The organism is Novosphingobium sp., from assembly GCF_039595395.1.
In the GTDB taxonomy this organism is placed as follows: Bacteria; Pseudomonadota; Alphaproteobacteria; order Sphingomonadales; family Sphingomonadaceae; genus Novosphingobium.
Genome location: NZ_JBCNLP010000001.1, coordinates 2,100,768 through 2,116,927 on the forward strand (window position 1 = coordinate 2,100,768; position 16,160 = coordinate 2,116,927).

Consider the following 16,160-nt stretch of genomic DNA (forward strand, 5'->3'; position numbering starts at 1 on the left):
GCGGGCTGATCAGCCCGCCCAGCCCAGAACTCTGGAAATCCTCGTTGCGGCCTGTGCCAGGGCCGCCGCCGTGCCGTCGAAATCGAACTGCTGCGATCCGTCGATCAGGCGCAGATAGGGGATGGTCAGTACCCCCGCCAGCGCGCCGTCGAAGCCGAAAACAGGGTAGCTGATGTCGTGCACGCCCTCGGTCCGCAGGCTGGGGCGGCTTTCGAAGCCTTTCTCGCGGATGCTGGCCAGTTGCGCCTTCAACGCCTTGACCGTCAGCGCCTTGGGCCGGGGCAGCTCCTTGAGCAGTTCATCCACCAGATCGGCCGGGCTGAAGGCCAGCAGCACATTGCCCGAGCAGCTCGCCACCAGATCGATCGGCGCGCCCAGCCGCATGCCGAAGCCCACCGGCCCGACATTCTCCTGCCGGTGAAGCACGAAACCCTGCTGCTGCGAGAGTACCACCAGATGCGAGGACTGATAGGTCGAGCGCGCCAGATCATGCATGATCGGCGCCGCGGCATCGATCAACCCCTGCGCCGGGGTGGCGCGGATGGCGAATTTCACCACCTCATAGGTGACGCGATAGCGGTTGTCCGACGACTGGCTGAGCCAGCGTCGCTGCTCCATCACCATGATCATGCGGAAGACTTCGTTGATGGACCGCTTGAGCCGCCGTGCGATCTCATTGGCGGTGAGGCCGTCAGGCTCGGTGGAAAGCAGCTCGATGATGTCGAGCCCCTTTTCCAGAGCTGGAGCGGAATAGACCATATTGCCGGCTGTCACATGCGCCTCCTTGGCGCCTGTGGCTAGTCTGGCGGTAGGGTTTTGGCAATGTATTCCGGGGAGCATTCCGGATGGCGCTGCCTTGGGTGCCAAGGCAGCGCCGGTGTGAGGTCAGTGGCTGGCACCCAGCAGCGTCAGTGCCTTGTCCAGCGGGCACAGGCCGTTGACCTGCTCGGCGGCGCATCCGGGGATGGCCATGGTGGCGCGATAGGCTGCGCCGGGCTTCAGCGGCGTGGCGGCGCGGATCTGCTCCAAGGACTGCGCGCGGTAGGAGGCGCGGACGTAGAGCTTACCGTCCTTGGCCTTCAGCCGCTCCAGCACGATGGCGCCGCCCGGTGCCGGATCGTCCTGCGCCAGACCGGGCACCTGCCAGTGCAGATCGAGCAGTCCGCCCAGATTGGCGATATTGGTGTCATGGCCCGAAATCATGGTGACAGGCGTGTCACCGGTCAGCCCCTCGTGCATGATCGGCAGCAGGCCCGACAGATTGGCCGAGGCCACAGGATAAGGCCGCGCCAGCAGGCGGAACTCCAGCGCGTGCAGCGCGGAAAGCTGCGCGATCTGGGCTGGCGTCACCCGGCCCCAGCCGACCTGCGGCATGGGCTTGCCCTCACCATATTCCAGCAGCATGATTTGCGCCACGGTGGAGGCGCGGTCCAGCGCGCCCGCCATCTTTGGACGCTTGGCGGAGGTCGCCGGAGCGATCGCGCTGGGCTCGCCGCCGATGCCGCAACTGGCCGAAGCGCCGTCCTTGCACAGGATATGGTCGGCCAGCGTCAGCAAAGGGCGATGCGCCGCCTCGACCGCCGCCATGCCGCCCGGACCAACGCCTTGCGCCACGGCGGCATCGACCAAGCCTGCGTCCAGCTTGACCAGACCGGCCTCGATGGGCCCGAAGCGGGGGTCCTTGCTGCCCTGCGGCTGGTGGTCGCTGGGCAGGTCGCAGCCCGGCGCAAAGGTCTTGGCCCAGCTCTTGGCGGTCTCGATGGTGCGCTGGTCGCTGTCGGCCACGATGCGGACGGTGGGGCACCCCTTTGCCGGGATCACGCCTTGGGCACGCAGGGCAGCGCTATCGCTGGCGCCCAGACGCTCGACCGCCAGCGCACCATGCGGGGTGAGAAAGCCCGGCTCGACCGGCCATGAGGGCCATGTCTCGGGCGTGACGCCCGCAGGCATGGGCTGCGCCTTGGTGGGCGGGCGCACACCATGGCGCATCACGATCACCACACGGTCGACCGTAAGGCCTTCCGGGGCAGGGGCCGCGTGAGCCGTCCCCGCCATCAGGGCCAGAGCGGCGCTTGCCAGAACGCGGCGCATCAGAAATGCACCTGCACGCCGCCGCGCAATTGGGTGCCGTAATGCTCGCGTTCGATCAGCCAGTTGCGGTTGGCGCCCATATAGCGGCGCCATGGGGCGTCGGTCAGGTTCACCGCATCGCCAAAGACGGTGACGGCGGGGATGATCTGATAGCTGACATGCAGGTCGAGCTGGCCATTGGCGTCGGTGTATTGGTCGGTCGCCGCCGAGCTGCCCAGCGTGTCGAGATAGGCCGAGCGGTAGGAGAAGGCCAGTCGCGCGCCAAAGCCATACTTCTCATAGAAAAGCTGCGCCGTGCCGACATTCTTCGACTGATAGGCCAGCGGAACATTGCCGCCACGGATTGCCGCCGCATTGGCGCTGCCCCACACATGGCTGAAGTTGGCCGAAACGCCAAAGCCCGACAGTACGCCCGGCAGCTTGGTGAACTGGTGCTGCAGGTTGAACTCCACGCCGGTGACATTCTCATGGTCGGCGTTGAAGGGCTGGGTCACATTGGCGGCGCTGTAGAGCACATTGCCGAGCGTGACATTGTTCTGCAGCGTGGTGGTCGAGTAGATCGGATTGTCGATGGATTTCGTGAAGATCCCGGCCGAGATGATGCTGCCCTGCGCGGGATAGAACTCCACCGAGGCATCCAGATTGACCGAACGATAGGGCTTGAGATTGGGGTTGCCGATCGAAACCGCCGTGGCGGTCTGCGACGTGTCGGTCACCGTGACATAGGGCGCGAGCTGCGGATAGTTGGGACGACCGATCGAGGTGGTCACCGCGCCGCGCAGCAGCAGGTCCCTGGTCACGTCATATTTGGCGTTCAGGCCGGGGAAGACGTCGGTGTAATTGACCTTGCCGAAGGTGTTGAAACCATCGGTGATCTTCGAGGCGGCATTGACGATCTTGGCCTTGGTGCTGTCATAGGTGTTCTCGACGCGGACACCGGGGATCAGCGTCAGGGCGCCGAACTTCAGCTTGAGCTGGGCATAGCCCGCCGTGATCCGTTCACGCACGTCGTAGTCGCTGGCCAGCGAGTCCGAAATGTTGCCCGAGGTGGTGGCCGAGCCGGTTGCCAGCGTGGACAGATTGCTCGTCAGATAGTCGCGCGCGGCGAAATAGTTGATGCGCTGGCCAAAGCTGAACTGGTTGCCGTAAAAACCGGTGTTCCCGGTGTAGCCCACATTGTTCAGGAACCACTTGGTCGAGGTGGCCGAGTAGGTCATCTTGTTGTGATCGTCATCCTTGTGGCGATCGGTGATCTTGGCGCCGAAGCTGAATTCCGAGCCGTCGCCGATGGCCAGCGGATGGGTGTAATCCAGCTTGCCCTGCCACAGTTGCTCATAGGCATAGCGGTTTTCGATGTTGTACTTGCTGAAATAGAAATTGCTGGCATTGCCGAAATAGCCGGCGGTGGCGGGCGCCAACGTGTAGGGATAGGTCGAGCCGTCATAGGCCAGATTGACCCCGCCCTTGGCGGTGGTGAAGGTGAACTCGCTGCGCAGCGGGTCCTGCTTGACCGCGCGGGTGTAGCCAGCGGCCACCGACAGCGTGCCGCCGGCCACATCGCTGAAATCGCCGCCCAGAATGGCGCTTTGCGTATGGTCGTTTTCCTGACGCTGGCGCACCAGAATGGTGGCGGTGCCCTTGGTGGGGACGCCGGTGGTGGCGTCATAGGCGGTCACGGCGAGGCGGTTCTGGTCGCGCGTCTCGTGATCCTGAAATTCGGAGTAGGAGGTGCGCAGGTAGAGCTTTACCTTCTCATTGGGATGCCAGTCGAAATTGCCAACGACGCCAAGGCGCGTGCGCGACAGATTGTAGTCACGCAGGCCATTGCCATCGGGCGCGCCCGTCGAGGACCAGTTGCTCGACCCTTGATAGTTCTCGCTCTCTATGGGGCGGCGCGAATAGCTGGCCGAGATCACCGCACCGAACTGCTTGTCCGCGCCGAAACGCCCGCCCACCGTGGCGTCCAGATCGTAGGGCGTCTTGTTGTTGAGCGTATAATGCCCGACCGAGGCGCGCGCATCGAGGAAAAACAGCTTCTTGCTGTCGAAAGCGGTCTTGGTGCGGATCGCGACCTCGCCGGCGATGGCATTGGCGTCCTGGCTGGCCAGCAGCGATTTCGACACTGACACAGACTGGATCATCGCGCTGGGAATGTCGTCCAGCTTGACCTGACGGCCATCGGGCTCGGGCGCGGGCAGGGTCATGCCGTTGAGCGTGACATTGGCCAGACCCGGATCGATGCCACGGATCACCACATAGCGGCCCTCGCCCTGATCGTTGGCGGCGGTCAGGCCCGGCAGGCGCTTGATCGCTTCGGCAACGTTCTGGTCGGGCAGCTTGCCGACATCGTTGGCGTGCAGCGTTTCCACCGTGTTGTCGGCATTGCGCTTTTCGGCAACAGCCTCGCGCTGGGCGACCATCGCGCCGGTGACGACGATGGGGTCATGCGCATCGGCCGCGTCATAGGCGGTGGGCGTGGGCTCTGGCGCGCCGCCCACGATCACATAGGTGCTGTCACCGGTGGCCTTGGCGGCGAGGCCAGTGCCCTCCAGCATGCGATTGAGCGCCTCGCCCGTGCCCATCTTGCCCGAGACGGCGTGGCTGCGGCGCCCCTGCGCCACGCTGCCCGAGACGACGATCTGCACGCCCGCCTGCTTGGCGAAGATGCGCACCGCGCTGGTGACATCCTGTGCGGGCACATGGAAGCTGGAGATGGCTCCGGTGGCCTGTGCGCCCACGGACGTGGCGGCCATGGAGGCCAGAACGGTGGTCGCGATCAGATGGCGACGAGTGGCAAGCATGATGATCCCCGCAAAAGCGACCCCTGTTCGGGGCCTCTGCCTGCTCGACGATGGCTCTGGGGATTTCCTTTTCGCGGGCGCAAAATTATTTTGCGATGCGGATGGTTTCGCCTGAATCCCGCGCCTGCGCGCCGACACTCAGGGCCGCCGTGCGGGCGAAACCGGAGGGATCGTCGAGGCGGAAGGCGCCATAGAGCTTTTCCGCGCCCAGCGCCGGATCGGTCAGGGTGATCTTGAGCTGGTTGTGCCGGTTCATCTCGTCGATGGCGGCATCCAGACGCTCGCCATCAAGTTCGATGCGGCCATTGGTCCAGGCGGTGGCGCGTTCGATGGAGGCGGAGGAGATGGTCTGTGCTTCGGGCATGCCCCCGAGGTTCGCTTTACCATCGAAGCTGGCGGTTTGCCCCGCGCCCAGGCGCAGCTTGCCGCCCGGCGCGGTGATTTCGACCATCCCTTCGCTGACCAGCACGGTGACGGCATCGCCCCGGCGGATCACCTGAAAGACGGTGCCGATGTCGGTGATGGTGATCGCTCCTGCCTGCACCCGGAAGGGGCGGGCGGCATCGTGGCGCACGCGCAGCAGGGTCCGCCCTTCGGCCAGCTTCACCACGCGGGCATCGCTTTCCATCTCGACCTTGAGGCTGGTCTGCGTGTCGAGCGAGAGCGAGGAGCCTTCGGCCAGCGTGACCTGCCGCATCTCGCCGATGTCGGTGGTGTAGCGTTCCGTGCCGGGGGCATAGAACAACAGGCCCGCGATGCCCGCCGCGATCAGGGCGCCACCAGCGGCCACGCGGGTGCGATGCCGTGTCAGCCAGCCAATGGCGCGTTGAGGTCTGGAGGGAGGTGTCTCGGGCTCGGCCTCAGGCACAAGTTGAAGCGGGGGCGTGAACAGCGCCAGCGTGGCCTGGGCGCGCAGCAGCGCTCCGGCATGGCGCGGGTTCTGCGCCAGCCATGCATCCAGACCTTCGGGTGTTTCGTCGGCTTTGGCATCAAGGGCCGCGGCCCAACGCGCGGCTTCGGCCTCAAGCGTTGAGGGCGATGGTCCGTCGCTGTGTGATGCCTCTTTCGTCAAGTAACTGTCCGTTTTCCCGCGCCGGGGCGATGTCATCCCCGGCCGCGCCTGCTGTGGCGCGCATTTCGGCCTGAATCAACCTCAGGGCCTTCTGCACGTCATTTTCCACCACGCTTTCGCTGACGCCAAGGCGCGCGGCAATCTCCTTTTGCGAGCATCCCTCCACGCGCTTCAGCGTGAAGATGGTGCGGCATCGCTCGGGCAGTCTGGCCAGCATCGCCTCCACCAGACGCAATTGCTGGCGGGCGGCGCAGACGGCTTCGATGCCCATCGCTTCGGGTTCGACGAAGCTCTCGGCATTTTCCGTAAAATCCTCGAAGCGGATGATCTGGGCGCGGCGGAGCTGGTCGCGCCACAGGTTCTTGACCGTCTGCATGAAATAGGCGCCTGGCCGGTCGATATGCGCGACGCAGGTCAGCGCGGCAAAGCGGCAATAGGCGTCCTGAATGATGTCGTCGGCATCGCTGGCGCTGACACCCAGACGGTGCAGCGTGGCGCGCACGGCCCCTTCCTGAGGCACCACATGCGTGGCCACCCAGCGGATGATCTCAGGCGATGGAACGGACGCGGATGACATGGGACAGGGCCTTTCGACCCCGCCCAGCTAATGCGGCTTTGCGTAACTTTGGTGACAGTAAGGTTGGTCAGTTGCCCAGATGGACATGCAGCACGCGGCGGATTTCATCGGGCGCGGAAAGATGCGGTAGATGCCCGCGCGCGGCGATCCACACCAGCCGGCTGTCGCGGATCGCGCGGTTGAGGTAATGCGCAACCGCATCGGGCACCACGATATCGCCATGCGAATGGATCAGCACCGTGGGCACTTTCAGCTTGGACAGCATGGGCCGCACATCCGACAGGAAAATGGTGCGGGCGACCTGCACGGTGATGTCCGGGCGCATGGCCAGCAGGCCTGCGGTGAAGTCCTTGATCGCCTCGGGCATGGCTTCGGCAATGGCCAGCGGGGCGAAGCCCTCGACCCAGCCCTGATAATGACTGGCCATCTGGCCCAGCAGACCCTGCACATCCTCCGGCTCCAGCCCGCCGACATAGTCATTGTCGTTGAGGTAATGCGGCGAGGCGTTGAGGAACACCATCTGCTCGAAGATTTCGGGCGCCCGGATCGCGGCCAACGCGCCGATCATGCCGGAGACCGAATGGCCGACATAGCGGCAGCGGGTGATCCCCATCTCCTTGAACAGTGCCAGCAGATCCTCGGCAAAGCGGTCGAGCCTGTCATAGGCGGCGGGATCGAAATCCTCGGGCAGCAGCGGCCCCGCGCCCGGCAGGTCGAGCAGCACGGCGCGATAACGCTCGGGCAGGCCTTCCAGCACTGGATGCCAGACGGTCTGGTCCGTACCCAGCCCATGCGAAAAGACCAGGACATCAGGCCCGTCGCCCACCACATGGACGCGATGCTTCTGCGCCAGCGGGCCATCGAGCGTGATTTCGACCGGTCCGGTGGCTGGACGAGCCTTGCGGAAGGGGTTTAAGATGCTCATGGGCTTACCAATTCCCCGAATGTTGCGCGGTGATCCTATCGGGTTTGATAGGGTGGGGGAATGTCAAAAAGATGAAAGCACCTTGTCGCGCGCTTGCGTATTGTTCCGTAGAGGAAGGGCTGTCGCACGCCGGTGCTTTTGATTATGACTGCTGTCAAACACCTGTGACGGAGCACCTTGTCCCGTGATCGATCGAGCAACACGTCTGGCCGGCACCAACATCGAACATGCCGGGCGCCACAATCTGCGCGTCGTGCTGCAGGTGATCCGCGCCGACGGGCCGATCACCCGCTCGCGCATCGCGGCGCGCACCGGGCTGACCACCGCCACCGTGACCAACATCACCAACCGCCTGCTCGATGAAGGGCTGCTGGCCAGCGTGGGGCAATTGCGCGGCGGGCGCGGGCAACCGGCCTTGCAACTGGAGGTGCGGGCCGAGGGCGCCTTTGCGCTGGGTCTCAACATCGACCGCGATCATCTGACGATGGTGGCGGTGGATTTCGCCGGAGCGGTGCGCGCGCGCATCAGCGAGCCCTTCATCCATCCCGGCCCCGATCAGGTGAGGGATTTTGTTTCGCGGCATCTCGAAACGCTGCTGACGCAAGGGCAGATCGAGCGTGCCGCGATCGTCGGCATGGGGCTGGCGGTTCCCGACGATCTGGGCATTCTGGCGCTGCCGGGCTATCCGGCCGATCATGACAACTGGTCCTCGGTCGATGTCGAGGATCTGCTGGCGCCCCTGGTCGATGTGCCGGTGCTGATCGAGAACGATGCCGCCGCCGCCGCCATGGGTGAGATGCAATTCGGGTTGGGGCAGGATCTGACGCGCTTTTTCCATCTGCTGCTCACCTTCGCGCTGGGCGGCGGCGTGGTGACCAATGCCCTTTACGACAGGGGTGCTCAGGGGCGCAGCGGCGAGATCGGCTTTATGCTGGTCGATGACGGGCAGGGCGGCCGCACCTCGCTTCATTCGATTGTATCCTTGGCGGGGCTTTCTGCCGCCCTGGTGGCCGATGGGCATGGCGAAGAGGCGATCCGCGCGCTGGACGATCCCGCTCTGGCCGGGACGCTGGACCGCTGGATCGCGCGCTCGGCCGAGGCGTTGGTCGAGCCGCTGATCGCTGTGAACTGCCTGTTGAACCCCGAGGCTGTGCTGTTCGGGGGGCGGCTGCCCATGCCCTTGCTGCGGCGTCTGGTCAGACAAACCCAGACGAATCTGGAAGCGCGGGCCGCCGATATGCCCACTTTGGCGCCCGTGCGCATCGCGGCTCTGGCCGAGGATGCGGCGGCGGTGGGCGGAGCCTTGCTGGCTTTCGGCAGTCTGCTATTGCCGGCCGAGGGTGGCACGCAGCCTGTTTCCTGAGCGATTATCCGCCCTATCGATGGGCATCCCGCATGGATCGATACCAATTTCGCATTGGACGATATCGGGTTGAATATCGCAATCATTTTTAATAATTAATCGGATTATTCCGGTGGTCGCCGTGGATTGTCGGATTTTAAATGGGGTGAATCGCCGCGTGGCATGGCGCGTGCGATCGCGCCCCCGTGTGAGATAAGAACAAGGGGCTAGAGGCATGAACCGAAGGGATTTTGTGATCGCGGGCAGCGTTGCCTCGCTGGCGGCGGGCGGCAGCGCCCCGGCAGCGGTGTCGCGGCGCGCGGCGGTCTCGGCGCTCAGGCGGCGGTTTCTATGACAAGACCACGGCGGCGACCGACCTTCCGCAGCGCTCCTTCCATGGTCAGTTGCTGGTCAATACGCGCCTGACCGCGCGCATCCCCGGCGCGGTGAAGTGGGAGACCTATCTCTCGATTACCAATCTGTTCAATCAGATGGTCAACCCCTACCTCGTGAATGTGCAGAATGATTTCGACACGATCGGTCGCACCTATCGCGTTGGCGTCCGCTTCACCTATTGATAGTCTGATAATATGATAAATGGGAGAGTCGGTCTATGAATGCACTGCTAATCCGGGGCGTGGCGGTGGGCGCGCTCGCCGGCCTGCTGTTCGGCTTCGATACGGCCGTGATCGCGGGTACGACGGAGGGCATTCGTGCCGCCTTTTCGCTCGATGCGGCGGGGCTGGGCATCACCGTGTCCAGCGCGCTGTGGGGCACGCTGGCCGGAGCGCTGCTGGCGGGTGTGCCGGGTGACCGTTATGGCGCCCGCACCTCGCTCATCTTTATCGCCATGCTCTATCTGGCTTCGGCGCTGGGCTGCTTTTTTGCGTGGAATTTGGGATCGCTGATCTTTTTCCGCGTGTTGGCGGGGCTGGCGGTCGGCGCGTCCTCGGTGTTGGCCCCGGTCTATATCGCCGAGATCGCGCCGACAGATAAGCGCGGCATGCTGGTGGGGGCCTTCCAGCTCAATGTCGTGCTTGGCATTCTGGTGGCTTATCTCAGCAATGCGGTGGTGACCTCGCTGGCGCTGGGCGCGCTGGACTGGCATGTGAAATTTGCCGTCACAGGCATTCCGGCGCTGGTGCTGCTGGTCATGATGTTCACCATCCCCGACAGCCCGCGCTGGCTGACCGCCAAGGGGCGCACCGGTGAGGCGCGCGACGTGCTTCAATCGCTGGGCAGTTCCGACCCCGATGCCGAAGTGGCCAGCTACGCCCGTGCAGAGGCGGCCACCGCCGCCCCGCGCCTGAGCTGGGCCCGCCATCGCCGCCCGATCCTGCTGGCCTTTGGCATTGCCTCCTTCAACCAGTTCTCGGGGATCAATGCGATCCTCTATTACCTCAACAACATCTTTGCCGCCGCCGGTTTCGACAGCGTGTCCGCAGACCGTCAGGCCATTGTGATCGGCGCCTGCAACCTGCTGTTCACCGCGCTGGCCCTGACCGTGATCGACCGCTTCGGGCGCAAGACGCTGCTGCTGGTGGGCGCTGTGGGTGTCACCATCGCGCTGGCCGGTGTGGCGGCGGTGTTCATGTCGAACACGCATCAGGAACTGCTGCTGCCGCTGCTTATCATGTTCATCGCCTTCTTCGCCTTCAGCCAGGGCGCGGTGATCTGGGTCTATATCAGCGAGATCTTCCCCAGCGATGTGCGTGCGCGCGGCCAGAGCCTCGGCTCATCCACCCACTGGTTCATGGATGCGGTGATCGCCACGGCTTTCCCGCTGGTGGCCCAGCATATGAAGGGCCTGCCTTTCATCTTCTTCGCGGCCTGCATGGCGGCGCAGTTCGTGGTGGTGCTGCTGTTCTTCCCCGAAACCAAGCGCCGTTCGCTCGAAGCTTTGGGGACTGGCCTGTGATCCGGCTGGCGACCGCCCTGTTGCTGGGCCTTTCCAGTGCGGCACTCGCTGCGCCGGCGCCCAACCCCGACGCCTTTGCGGCCCATGCGCGCAATCCGCTGCTGCCCGGCTATTTCGCCGATCCCTCCATCGTCCACGACAAGGGCGAGTGGTTTATCTACGCCACCATCGACCCATGGGGGGAGGGCACCCTTGGCCTGTGGCGCTCGCACAATTTCCGCGACTGGACCTTCACCACACCCAATTGGCCCACCAAAGCGGCGGCCACCAGCCCCACCTCGGGCAATTCCGGCGTCTGGGCGCCATCGGTGGTGCGGGGGCGTGACGGGCATTTCTGGATGTATGTCTCGGTCGGCAATGAGGTCTGGGTTGGCACCGCAGATCATCCCGCCGGCCCATGGCGTGACGCCAATGGCGGCAAGCCGCTGATCCCGCGTAATTTCCGCCCTGGTTTCCATATGATCGATGCCGAGGCCTTTATCGACGATGACGGGCAGGCCTATCTCTACTGGGGGTCGGGCCTGAACTGGGTCAACGGCCACTGCTTCGTGGTGAAGCTGAAGCCCGATATGGTGAGTTTCGATGGCGAAGTCCGCGACATCACGCCCGAGCATTATTTCGAAGGCCCCTTTATGCTCAAGCGGAACGGGCGCTATTTTCTGACCTCAAGCTGGGGCAACACCACCAAGGACACCTATCAGGTCCGCTATGCCGTGGGCGACACCCCCTTTGGCCCCTTCCACGAGCCGGAGGACAAGCCGCTGCTGGCCACCGATGCGGCGAGCCAGATTATCAGCCCCGGCCATCACGCCATCTTCCGCGAGGGCGGGCGCGACTTTATCCTCTACCACCGCCAGGCCCTGCCTTTCCCGCGCGAGGGTGACGAGGTGCTTCGTCAGGTCGCGGTGGACGCGCTGACCATCGCGGGCGACCGCATGCTGCCAGTGACGCCTACCCATGAAGGCGCCGATGTGCCCGGCACCGCCGCGCATCGCATCACGGGGCGCACTGTGCGCCTCACGGCCTCATCCGCCCAAGACCCGCTTCATGCGGCAGGCAAGGCGGCGGATGACAATTACGCCACCGGCTGGCAGCCGGCGCCGGGGGGGACCTCATGGCTTCAGGCCGACCTTGGTGCATCCCGCGGCATCGGCGCCAGCCAATTGCGCCCTTCACGCCCAAGCCAGCCGTTGCGCTTCACCGTTCAGGCATCGGATGATGCGGAGCATTGGCGCAACATCGGCGGCGCCATGACCGCCAGCGGTTCGCCCATCGCCATCCCCGCCATCGCCAAGGCCCGCTTTGTGCGGCTGACCTTCGACAACACTCCCAGCATTCTGGAATGGACTTTCCCATGAAGCGCCGTGCCCTGTCCGTCCTGCCTTTCCTGCTGTGCAGCACCGCTGCCATGGCCGGATCGCCGGATGTGCCGCTGCCGGTCCAGCCGCAGGTCGATGCCAGCCGCCCGGATTGGGAGAACCCGGCGGTCTTCGCCATTGGCAAGATGCCCGCCCGCGCCACCGCCTTCCTCTATGAAAGCGCCCGGCAGGCGCTGGACGGCAAGATGGCGGCCTCGGCACGCTACCAGTCGCTCGATGGGCTGTGGAAATTCGTCTTTTCGCCCTCGGCCGATGCCACGCCTCAGGGCTTTTTCAAGAGCGACTTCGATGTCTCGGGCTGGAAGGAGATCAAGGTTCCCGCCGACTGGCAAGCCGAAGGCTATGACCAGCCGCGCTACAACAACATCACCTATCCGTTCCCGGCCAACCGCCCGTTGATCCCGCATGCCACCAATCCGGTCGGCTCCTACCGTCGCGATTTCACCGTGCCCGGCGACTGGAAGAGCAGCGATGTGGTGCTGCATATCGGCGCGGCGGGATCGGCCTATTACGTCTGGGTCAATGGCCAGAAGGTGGGTTACAGCGAGGACAGCAAGCTTCCTTCCGAATTCGACATCTCCCGTTTCCTGCGTCCCGGTGCGAACAGCGTCTCGATCCAGGTCTATCGCTGGTCTGACGGCAGCTATATTGAGGATCAGGATTTTTGGCGCGTCTCGGGGATCGAGCGTTCGGTTTATCTGATCGCCCAGCCGCGTGCGCGCATCGCCGATTTTTTCGTCAAGGCTGGCCTTGCCAACGACTATCGCGACGGTACGCTGGACATCGCCCTCCAGACCACCGCCGCAGCGAAAAACATGAGCATCCGCGCCAGCGTCAAGGATGGCGAGACCACCCTGTTCACCCGCTCCACCCCGGTGCAAGGCGACAAGCAGGCCATCACCGCCAGCCTGCCCGCCATCCGCAGCTGGAGCGCTGAAACGCCCAACCTCTACACGCTGCTGCTGGAACTGGTCGACGCCAGGGGACAGGTGGTGCAGGCCAGCGCCCAGCGCATCGGTTTCCGCACCGTGGCGATTGCCAACGGGCTGGTCACCGTCAACGGCAAGCCGATCACCATTCGCGGCGTCAACCGTCACGAGCATGATCCGGAAACCTTCCACGTCATCTCCGAAGCCTCGATGCGCCGCGATCTGGAGTTGATGAAGCTCAACAACATCAATGCCCTGCGCACCTCGCATTACCCCAATGACGAGCGCCTCTACGTGCTGGCGGACGAGCTTGGCCTCTATGTGATGGATGAGGCCAACATCGAGAGCCACGGCTACCTCTCCGCCGCCAACAAGCATCCGGACAAGCGGGCAGCCTATCTGCTGGGCTACGATCCGGCATGGGAGGCCGCGCATGTCTCGCGCGTCACCAATATGGTCGCGCGAGACAAGAACCACCCCTCGATCATCTTCTGGTCGCTGGGCAATGAGAGCGGCATCGGCCCCACCTTCGAGAAGGCCGCCGCCGCCGCTCGCGCCATGGACCCGACCCGCCTGATCTCCTTCCTCGGCCATACGGCGACGCAGGATCATCGCCCCAATGCCTATGCCGATATCTATGCGCCGATGTATCACTCCATCGCGCAGATGCTGGATTACGCGAAGCACACCGAGTTCAGGCAGCCGATGATCCAATGCGAATATGCCCATATGCAGGGCAATTCGGGCGGCGGCTTCAAGGATGACTGGGACGCGATCTATGCCCATCCCGATCGTCTGCAGGGCGGCTTTATCTGGGATTGGGTCGAGCAATCCATGTATCGCTATACCAGGGACGGGCGTCGCTATTGGGGCGATGGCGGCGAATATGGCCCCAATCCGGGCGGCGATGTGGAGTTCGGCGACGGCCTGCTGCAATCGGACCGCACACCCAACCCGCAACTGTTCGAAGTGGCCAAGGTCTATGCGCCGGTGCAGTTCAGCGCGCCGGATGCGGCGGCGGGGCGCTTTACCGTCACCAACCGCAACGATTTCCGCGATCTGTCGGACTATCGCTTCGACTGGGAGGTCACGCAGGATGGCGTGAGCATCGCCCATGGCGCGGTCCCGTCGCTGAAGACCCCGGCTCGCGGCACCGAGAGTTTCGCGCTGAACCTGCCCAAGGTCGACCGCAAGCCAGGCGCGGAGTATCTGATCACGATCCGAGCTTACGATGCCGCTGCACACCCGGCCTATGAGCCTGCCGATCATGTCGTGGGATGGGATCAGTTCGCCTATGGTCAGATCGTCCCGGTACTTCCCCTGCCACCCAAGGGGCCTGTTGTCGCAAAGGCGCTCACCCTCTCCGCAGCAGGGGCGACACTCTCTGTCGACCGCGGCACCGGACTGATCGCCAGCTATAGCGTCAAGGGCGCAGCGGTGCTGTCCGGGGGCGCGCCCAACTTTTTCCGGATGCCCACCGACAATGATCTGGGCACCGGCACTGCCCAGGCCGCCGCGCCATGGGAGGCCATGTCCCAAAGCCGCAAGGTGGAGGCCGTCGAGCAAAAGGGGCAGAGCATCACCATCCGCTATGGCCTCGGCGAGGGCGCGGCGCGATTCGAAACGCGCTACACCATGATGGGCGACGGCAGCGTGGCGGTGGAAAGCCATTTTATGCCACTGAAATCCGGCCTGCCCGATCCGATGCGGATCGGCATGTCCTTCGCCATGCCCAGCCGTTTCCAGACTGTGCAATGGTATGGCCGAGGCCCTCACGAAAGCTATGCCGACCGCAAGAGTGGCGCGATGATCGGCATCTGGAGCGGCGCCATCGCCGACCAGTATCACGATTTCATCCGTCCGCAGGACACCGGCACCAAGACCGATGTGCGCTGGATGGCACTCTCCGGCGGCGGTCCGGGCCTGCGTGTTGGCGGCCCCACGCCGCTGACGATGAATGTGCTGGCTTTCCCATACGAAGACCTGCGCCGCCGTCCCATCGGTGAGGCCAAGAGCAGCGATATCGTGCCCCGCGACCATGTCACTCTGCTGGTCGATGCGGCGCAGATGGGGCTGGGGGGTGACACCACCTGGGACTATCACGGCCAGCCGCTCGCACCCTATCGCATCGCGCCAAGCGAGCGCCGTTTCAGCTTCACCCTGCACCCGGAGGGTGTAACACCATGAGCGGCGGCCTTCGTGCCGGTGTCGAACTGGGCGGTACCAAGACCATTGCGGTGATCGGGCGCGAGCGGGAGATCCTTGAACGGATCGCTTTCCCCACCACCACCCCGGACGAGACGCTGGGCGCGGTCGCGGATCAACTGCGCGTTTGGCATCGGCAATATCAGCCCGAGGCGCTGGGTATCGCCAGCTTCGGGCCGATTGCTCTGGGCGCGCGGCATGTGGTGCGGGGCCATATGCTGCCCACGCCCAAGGCGGGCTGGTCGGGCGCGGATATTCTCGGCGTGCTGTCCGGAGCGATGCCGGGGCCGGTGGCGCTTCACACCGATGTCACCGCCGCAGCCTTGGCCGAGCAGCGTTGGGGGGCAGCGCGCGGGCTAGAGGATCTGGTCTATATCACCGTGGGCACGGGGGTCGGCATGGGCATCATTGCCGGTGGGCGGCCGGTGACGGGGCGTATGCATCCCGAAGCCGGACATCTGCGTGTGCCGCGCCTGCCCGGCGACGATTTCGCCGGGGTCTGCCTCTTTCATGGCGATTGTCTTGAGGGTCTTGCCTCTGGCCCGGCCATTGCCGCGCGCACGGGTATGACGGCGGATGTGCTGCCACAGGACCATCCAGCATGGCTGCCGGTGGCCGATGCTCTGGCCGAGGGGATCGCGGCGCTGATGCTCACACTCGCCTGCGAGCGGATCGTGATCGGTGGCGGTGTGGGACTGGGGCGGCCTCATCTGCTGGCGATGGCAAAGGCGCGGATCGCCGCGAAGCTGGGTGGCTATCTGCCCTCGCTCGATGATGCGGAGATCGGCGCGATGATCGTTCCGGCCGCTCTGGGCAGCGATGCCGGGCCGCTGGGGGCGCTGGCGCTTGCGGAACTGGCGCTGACCGGGGGAGCCTCCGTTCCGGCCCAGGATGGGGGTTGTTGAGGGCAGGGGAAGATGC

General features: G+C 64.7%; 12 protein-coding genes. 6 read left to right on the forward strand and 6 right to left on the reverse strand.

What is annotated here, in order from left to right; genetic code table 11:
* Window positions 1–9: 9 nt before the first annotated feature.
* The 6 genes from ABDW49_RS09760 to ABDW49_RS09785 form a co-directional block, all read right to left on the reverse strand.
* The gene (locus ABDW49_RS09760) at window positions 10–774 is read right to left on the reverse strand and encodes an IclR family transcriptional regulator (protein WP_343611531.1); all 765 of its coding nucleotides are present in this window, start codon (window positions 772–774) and stop codon (window positions 10–12) included.
* 111 nt (window positions 775–885) lie between these two features.
* Window positions 886–2,091 (reverse strand): histidine-type phosphatase, encoded by a 1,206-nt coding sequence (locus ABDW49_RS09765; protein WP_343611532.1) that lies wholly within the window; start codon window positions 2,089–2,091, stop codon window positions 886–888.
* Window positions 2,091–4,892 carry a TonB-dependent receptor gene (locus ABDW49_RS09770; RefSeq protein ID WP_343611533.1) on the reverse strand — a complete coding sequence of 934 codons (2,802 nt, stop codon included), beginning with the start codon at window positions 4,890–4,892 and terminating at the stop codon, window positions 2,091–2,093. The genes ABDW49_RS09765 and ABDW49_RS09770 overlap by 1 nt, the downstream gene beginning before the upstream one ends.
* Window positions 4,893–4,977: 85 nt before the next feature.
* A complete protein-coding gene (locus ABDW49_RS09775; protein ID WP_343611534.1) occupies window positions 4,978–5,964 on the reverse strand; it encodes a FecR domain-containing protein in 987 nt (328 codons plus the stop codon).
* Entirely contained in the window at window positions 5,915–6,541 is a 627-nt protein-coding gene (locus ABDW49_RS09780; RefSeq protein WP_343611535.1) for a sigma-70 family RNA polymerase sigma factor, read from the reverse strand. Before ABDW49_RS09780 ends, ABDW49_RS09775 begins: the two co-directional genes overlap by 50 nt.
* A 67-nt stretch (window positions 6,542–6,608) precedes the next feature.
* Complete coding sequence (locus ABDW49_RS09785; RefSeq protein ID WP_343611536.1) at window positions 6,609–7,466, reverse strand: alpha/beta fold hydrolase; 858 nt, start codon at window positions 7,464–7,466, stop codon at window positions 6,609–6,611.
* Between the two features lie 184 nt (window positions 7,467–7,650).
* On the opposite strand from ABDW49_RS09785, the gene ABDW49_RS09790 reads away from it, so the two are divergent.
* The 6 genes from ABDW49_RS09790 (at window position 7,651) to ABDW49_RS09815 (ending at window position 16,144) form a co-directional block, all read left to right on the forward strand.
* Complete coding sequence (locus tag ABDW49_RS09790) at window positions 7,651–8,829, forward strand: ROK family transcriptional regulator (protein WP_343611537.1); 1,179 nt, start codon at window positions 7,651–7,653, stop codon at window positions 8,827–8,829.
* 383 nt (window positions 8,830–9,212) lie between these two features.
* Window positions 9,213–9,386, forward strand: coding sequence for a hypothetical protein (locus tag ABDW49_RS09795; protein ID WP_343611538.1), 174 nt, complete (start codon window positions 9,213–9,215; stop codon window positions 9,384–9,386).
* A gap of 35 nt (window positions 9,387–9,421) precedes the next feature.
* Complete coding sequence (locus tag ABDW49_RS09800) at window positions 9,422–10,726, forward strand: sugar porter family MFS transporter (RefSeq protein WP_343611539.1); 1,305 nt, start codon at window positions 9,422–9,424, stop codon at window positions 10,724–10,726.
* Window positions 10,723–12,084 (forward strand): family 43 glycosylhydrolase, encoded by a 1,362-nt coding sequence (locus ABDW49_RS09805; protein ID WP_343611540.1) that lies wholly within the window; start codon window positions 10,723–10,725, stop codon window positions 12,082–12,084. Before ABDW49_RS09800 ends, ABDW49_RS09805 begins: the two co-directional genes overlap by 4 nt.
* The gene (locus ABDW49_RS09810; protein ID WP_343611542.1) at window positions 12,081–15,221 is read left to right on the forward strand and encodes a glycoside hydrolase family 2 TIM barrel-domain containing protein; all 3,141 of its coding nucleotides are present in this window, start codon (window positions 12,081–12,083) and stop codon (window positions 15,219–15,221) included. Before ABDW49_RS09805 ends, ABDW49_RS09810 begins: the two co-directional genes overlap by 4 nt.
* Window positions 15,218–16,144 carry an ROK family protein gene (locus ABDW49_RS09815; protein WP_343611543.1) on the forward strand — a complete coding sequence of 309 codons (927 nt, stop codon included), beginning with the start codon at window positions 15,218–15,220 and terminating at the stop codon, window positions 16,142–16,144. Before ABDW49_RS09810 ends, ABDW49_RS09815 begins: the two co-directional genes overlap by 4 nt.
* The last annotated feature ends 16 nt before the right edge of the window (window positions 16,145–16,160 follow it).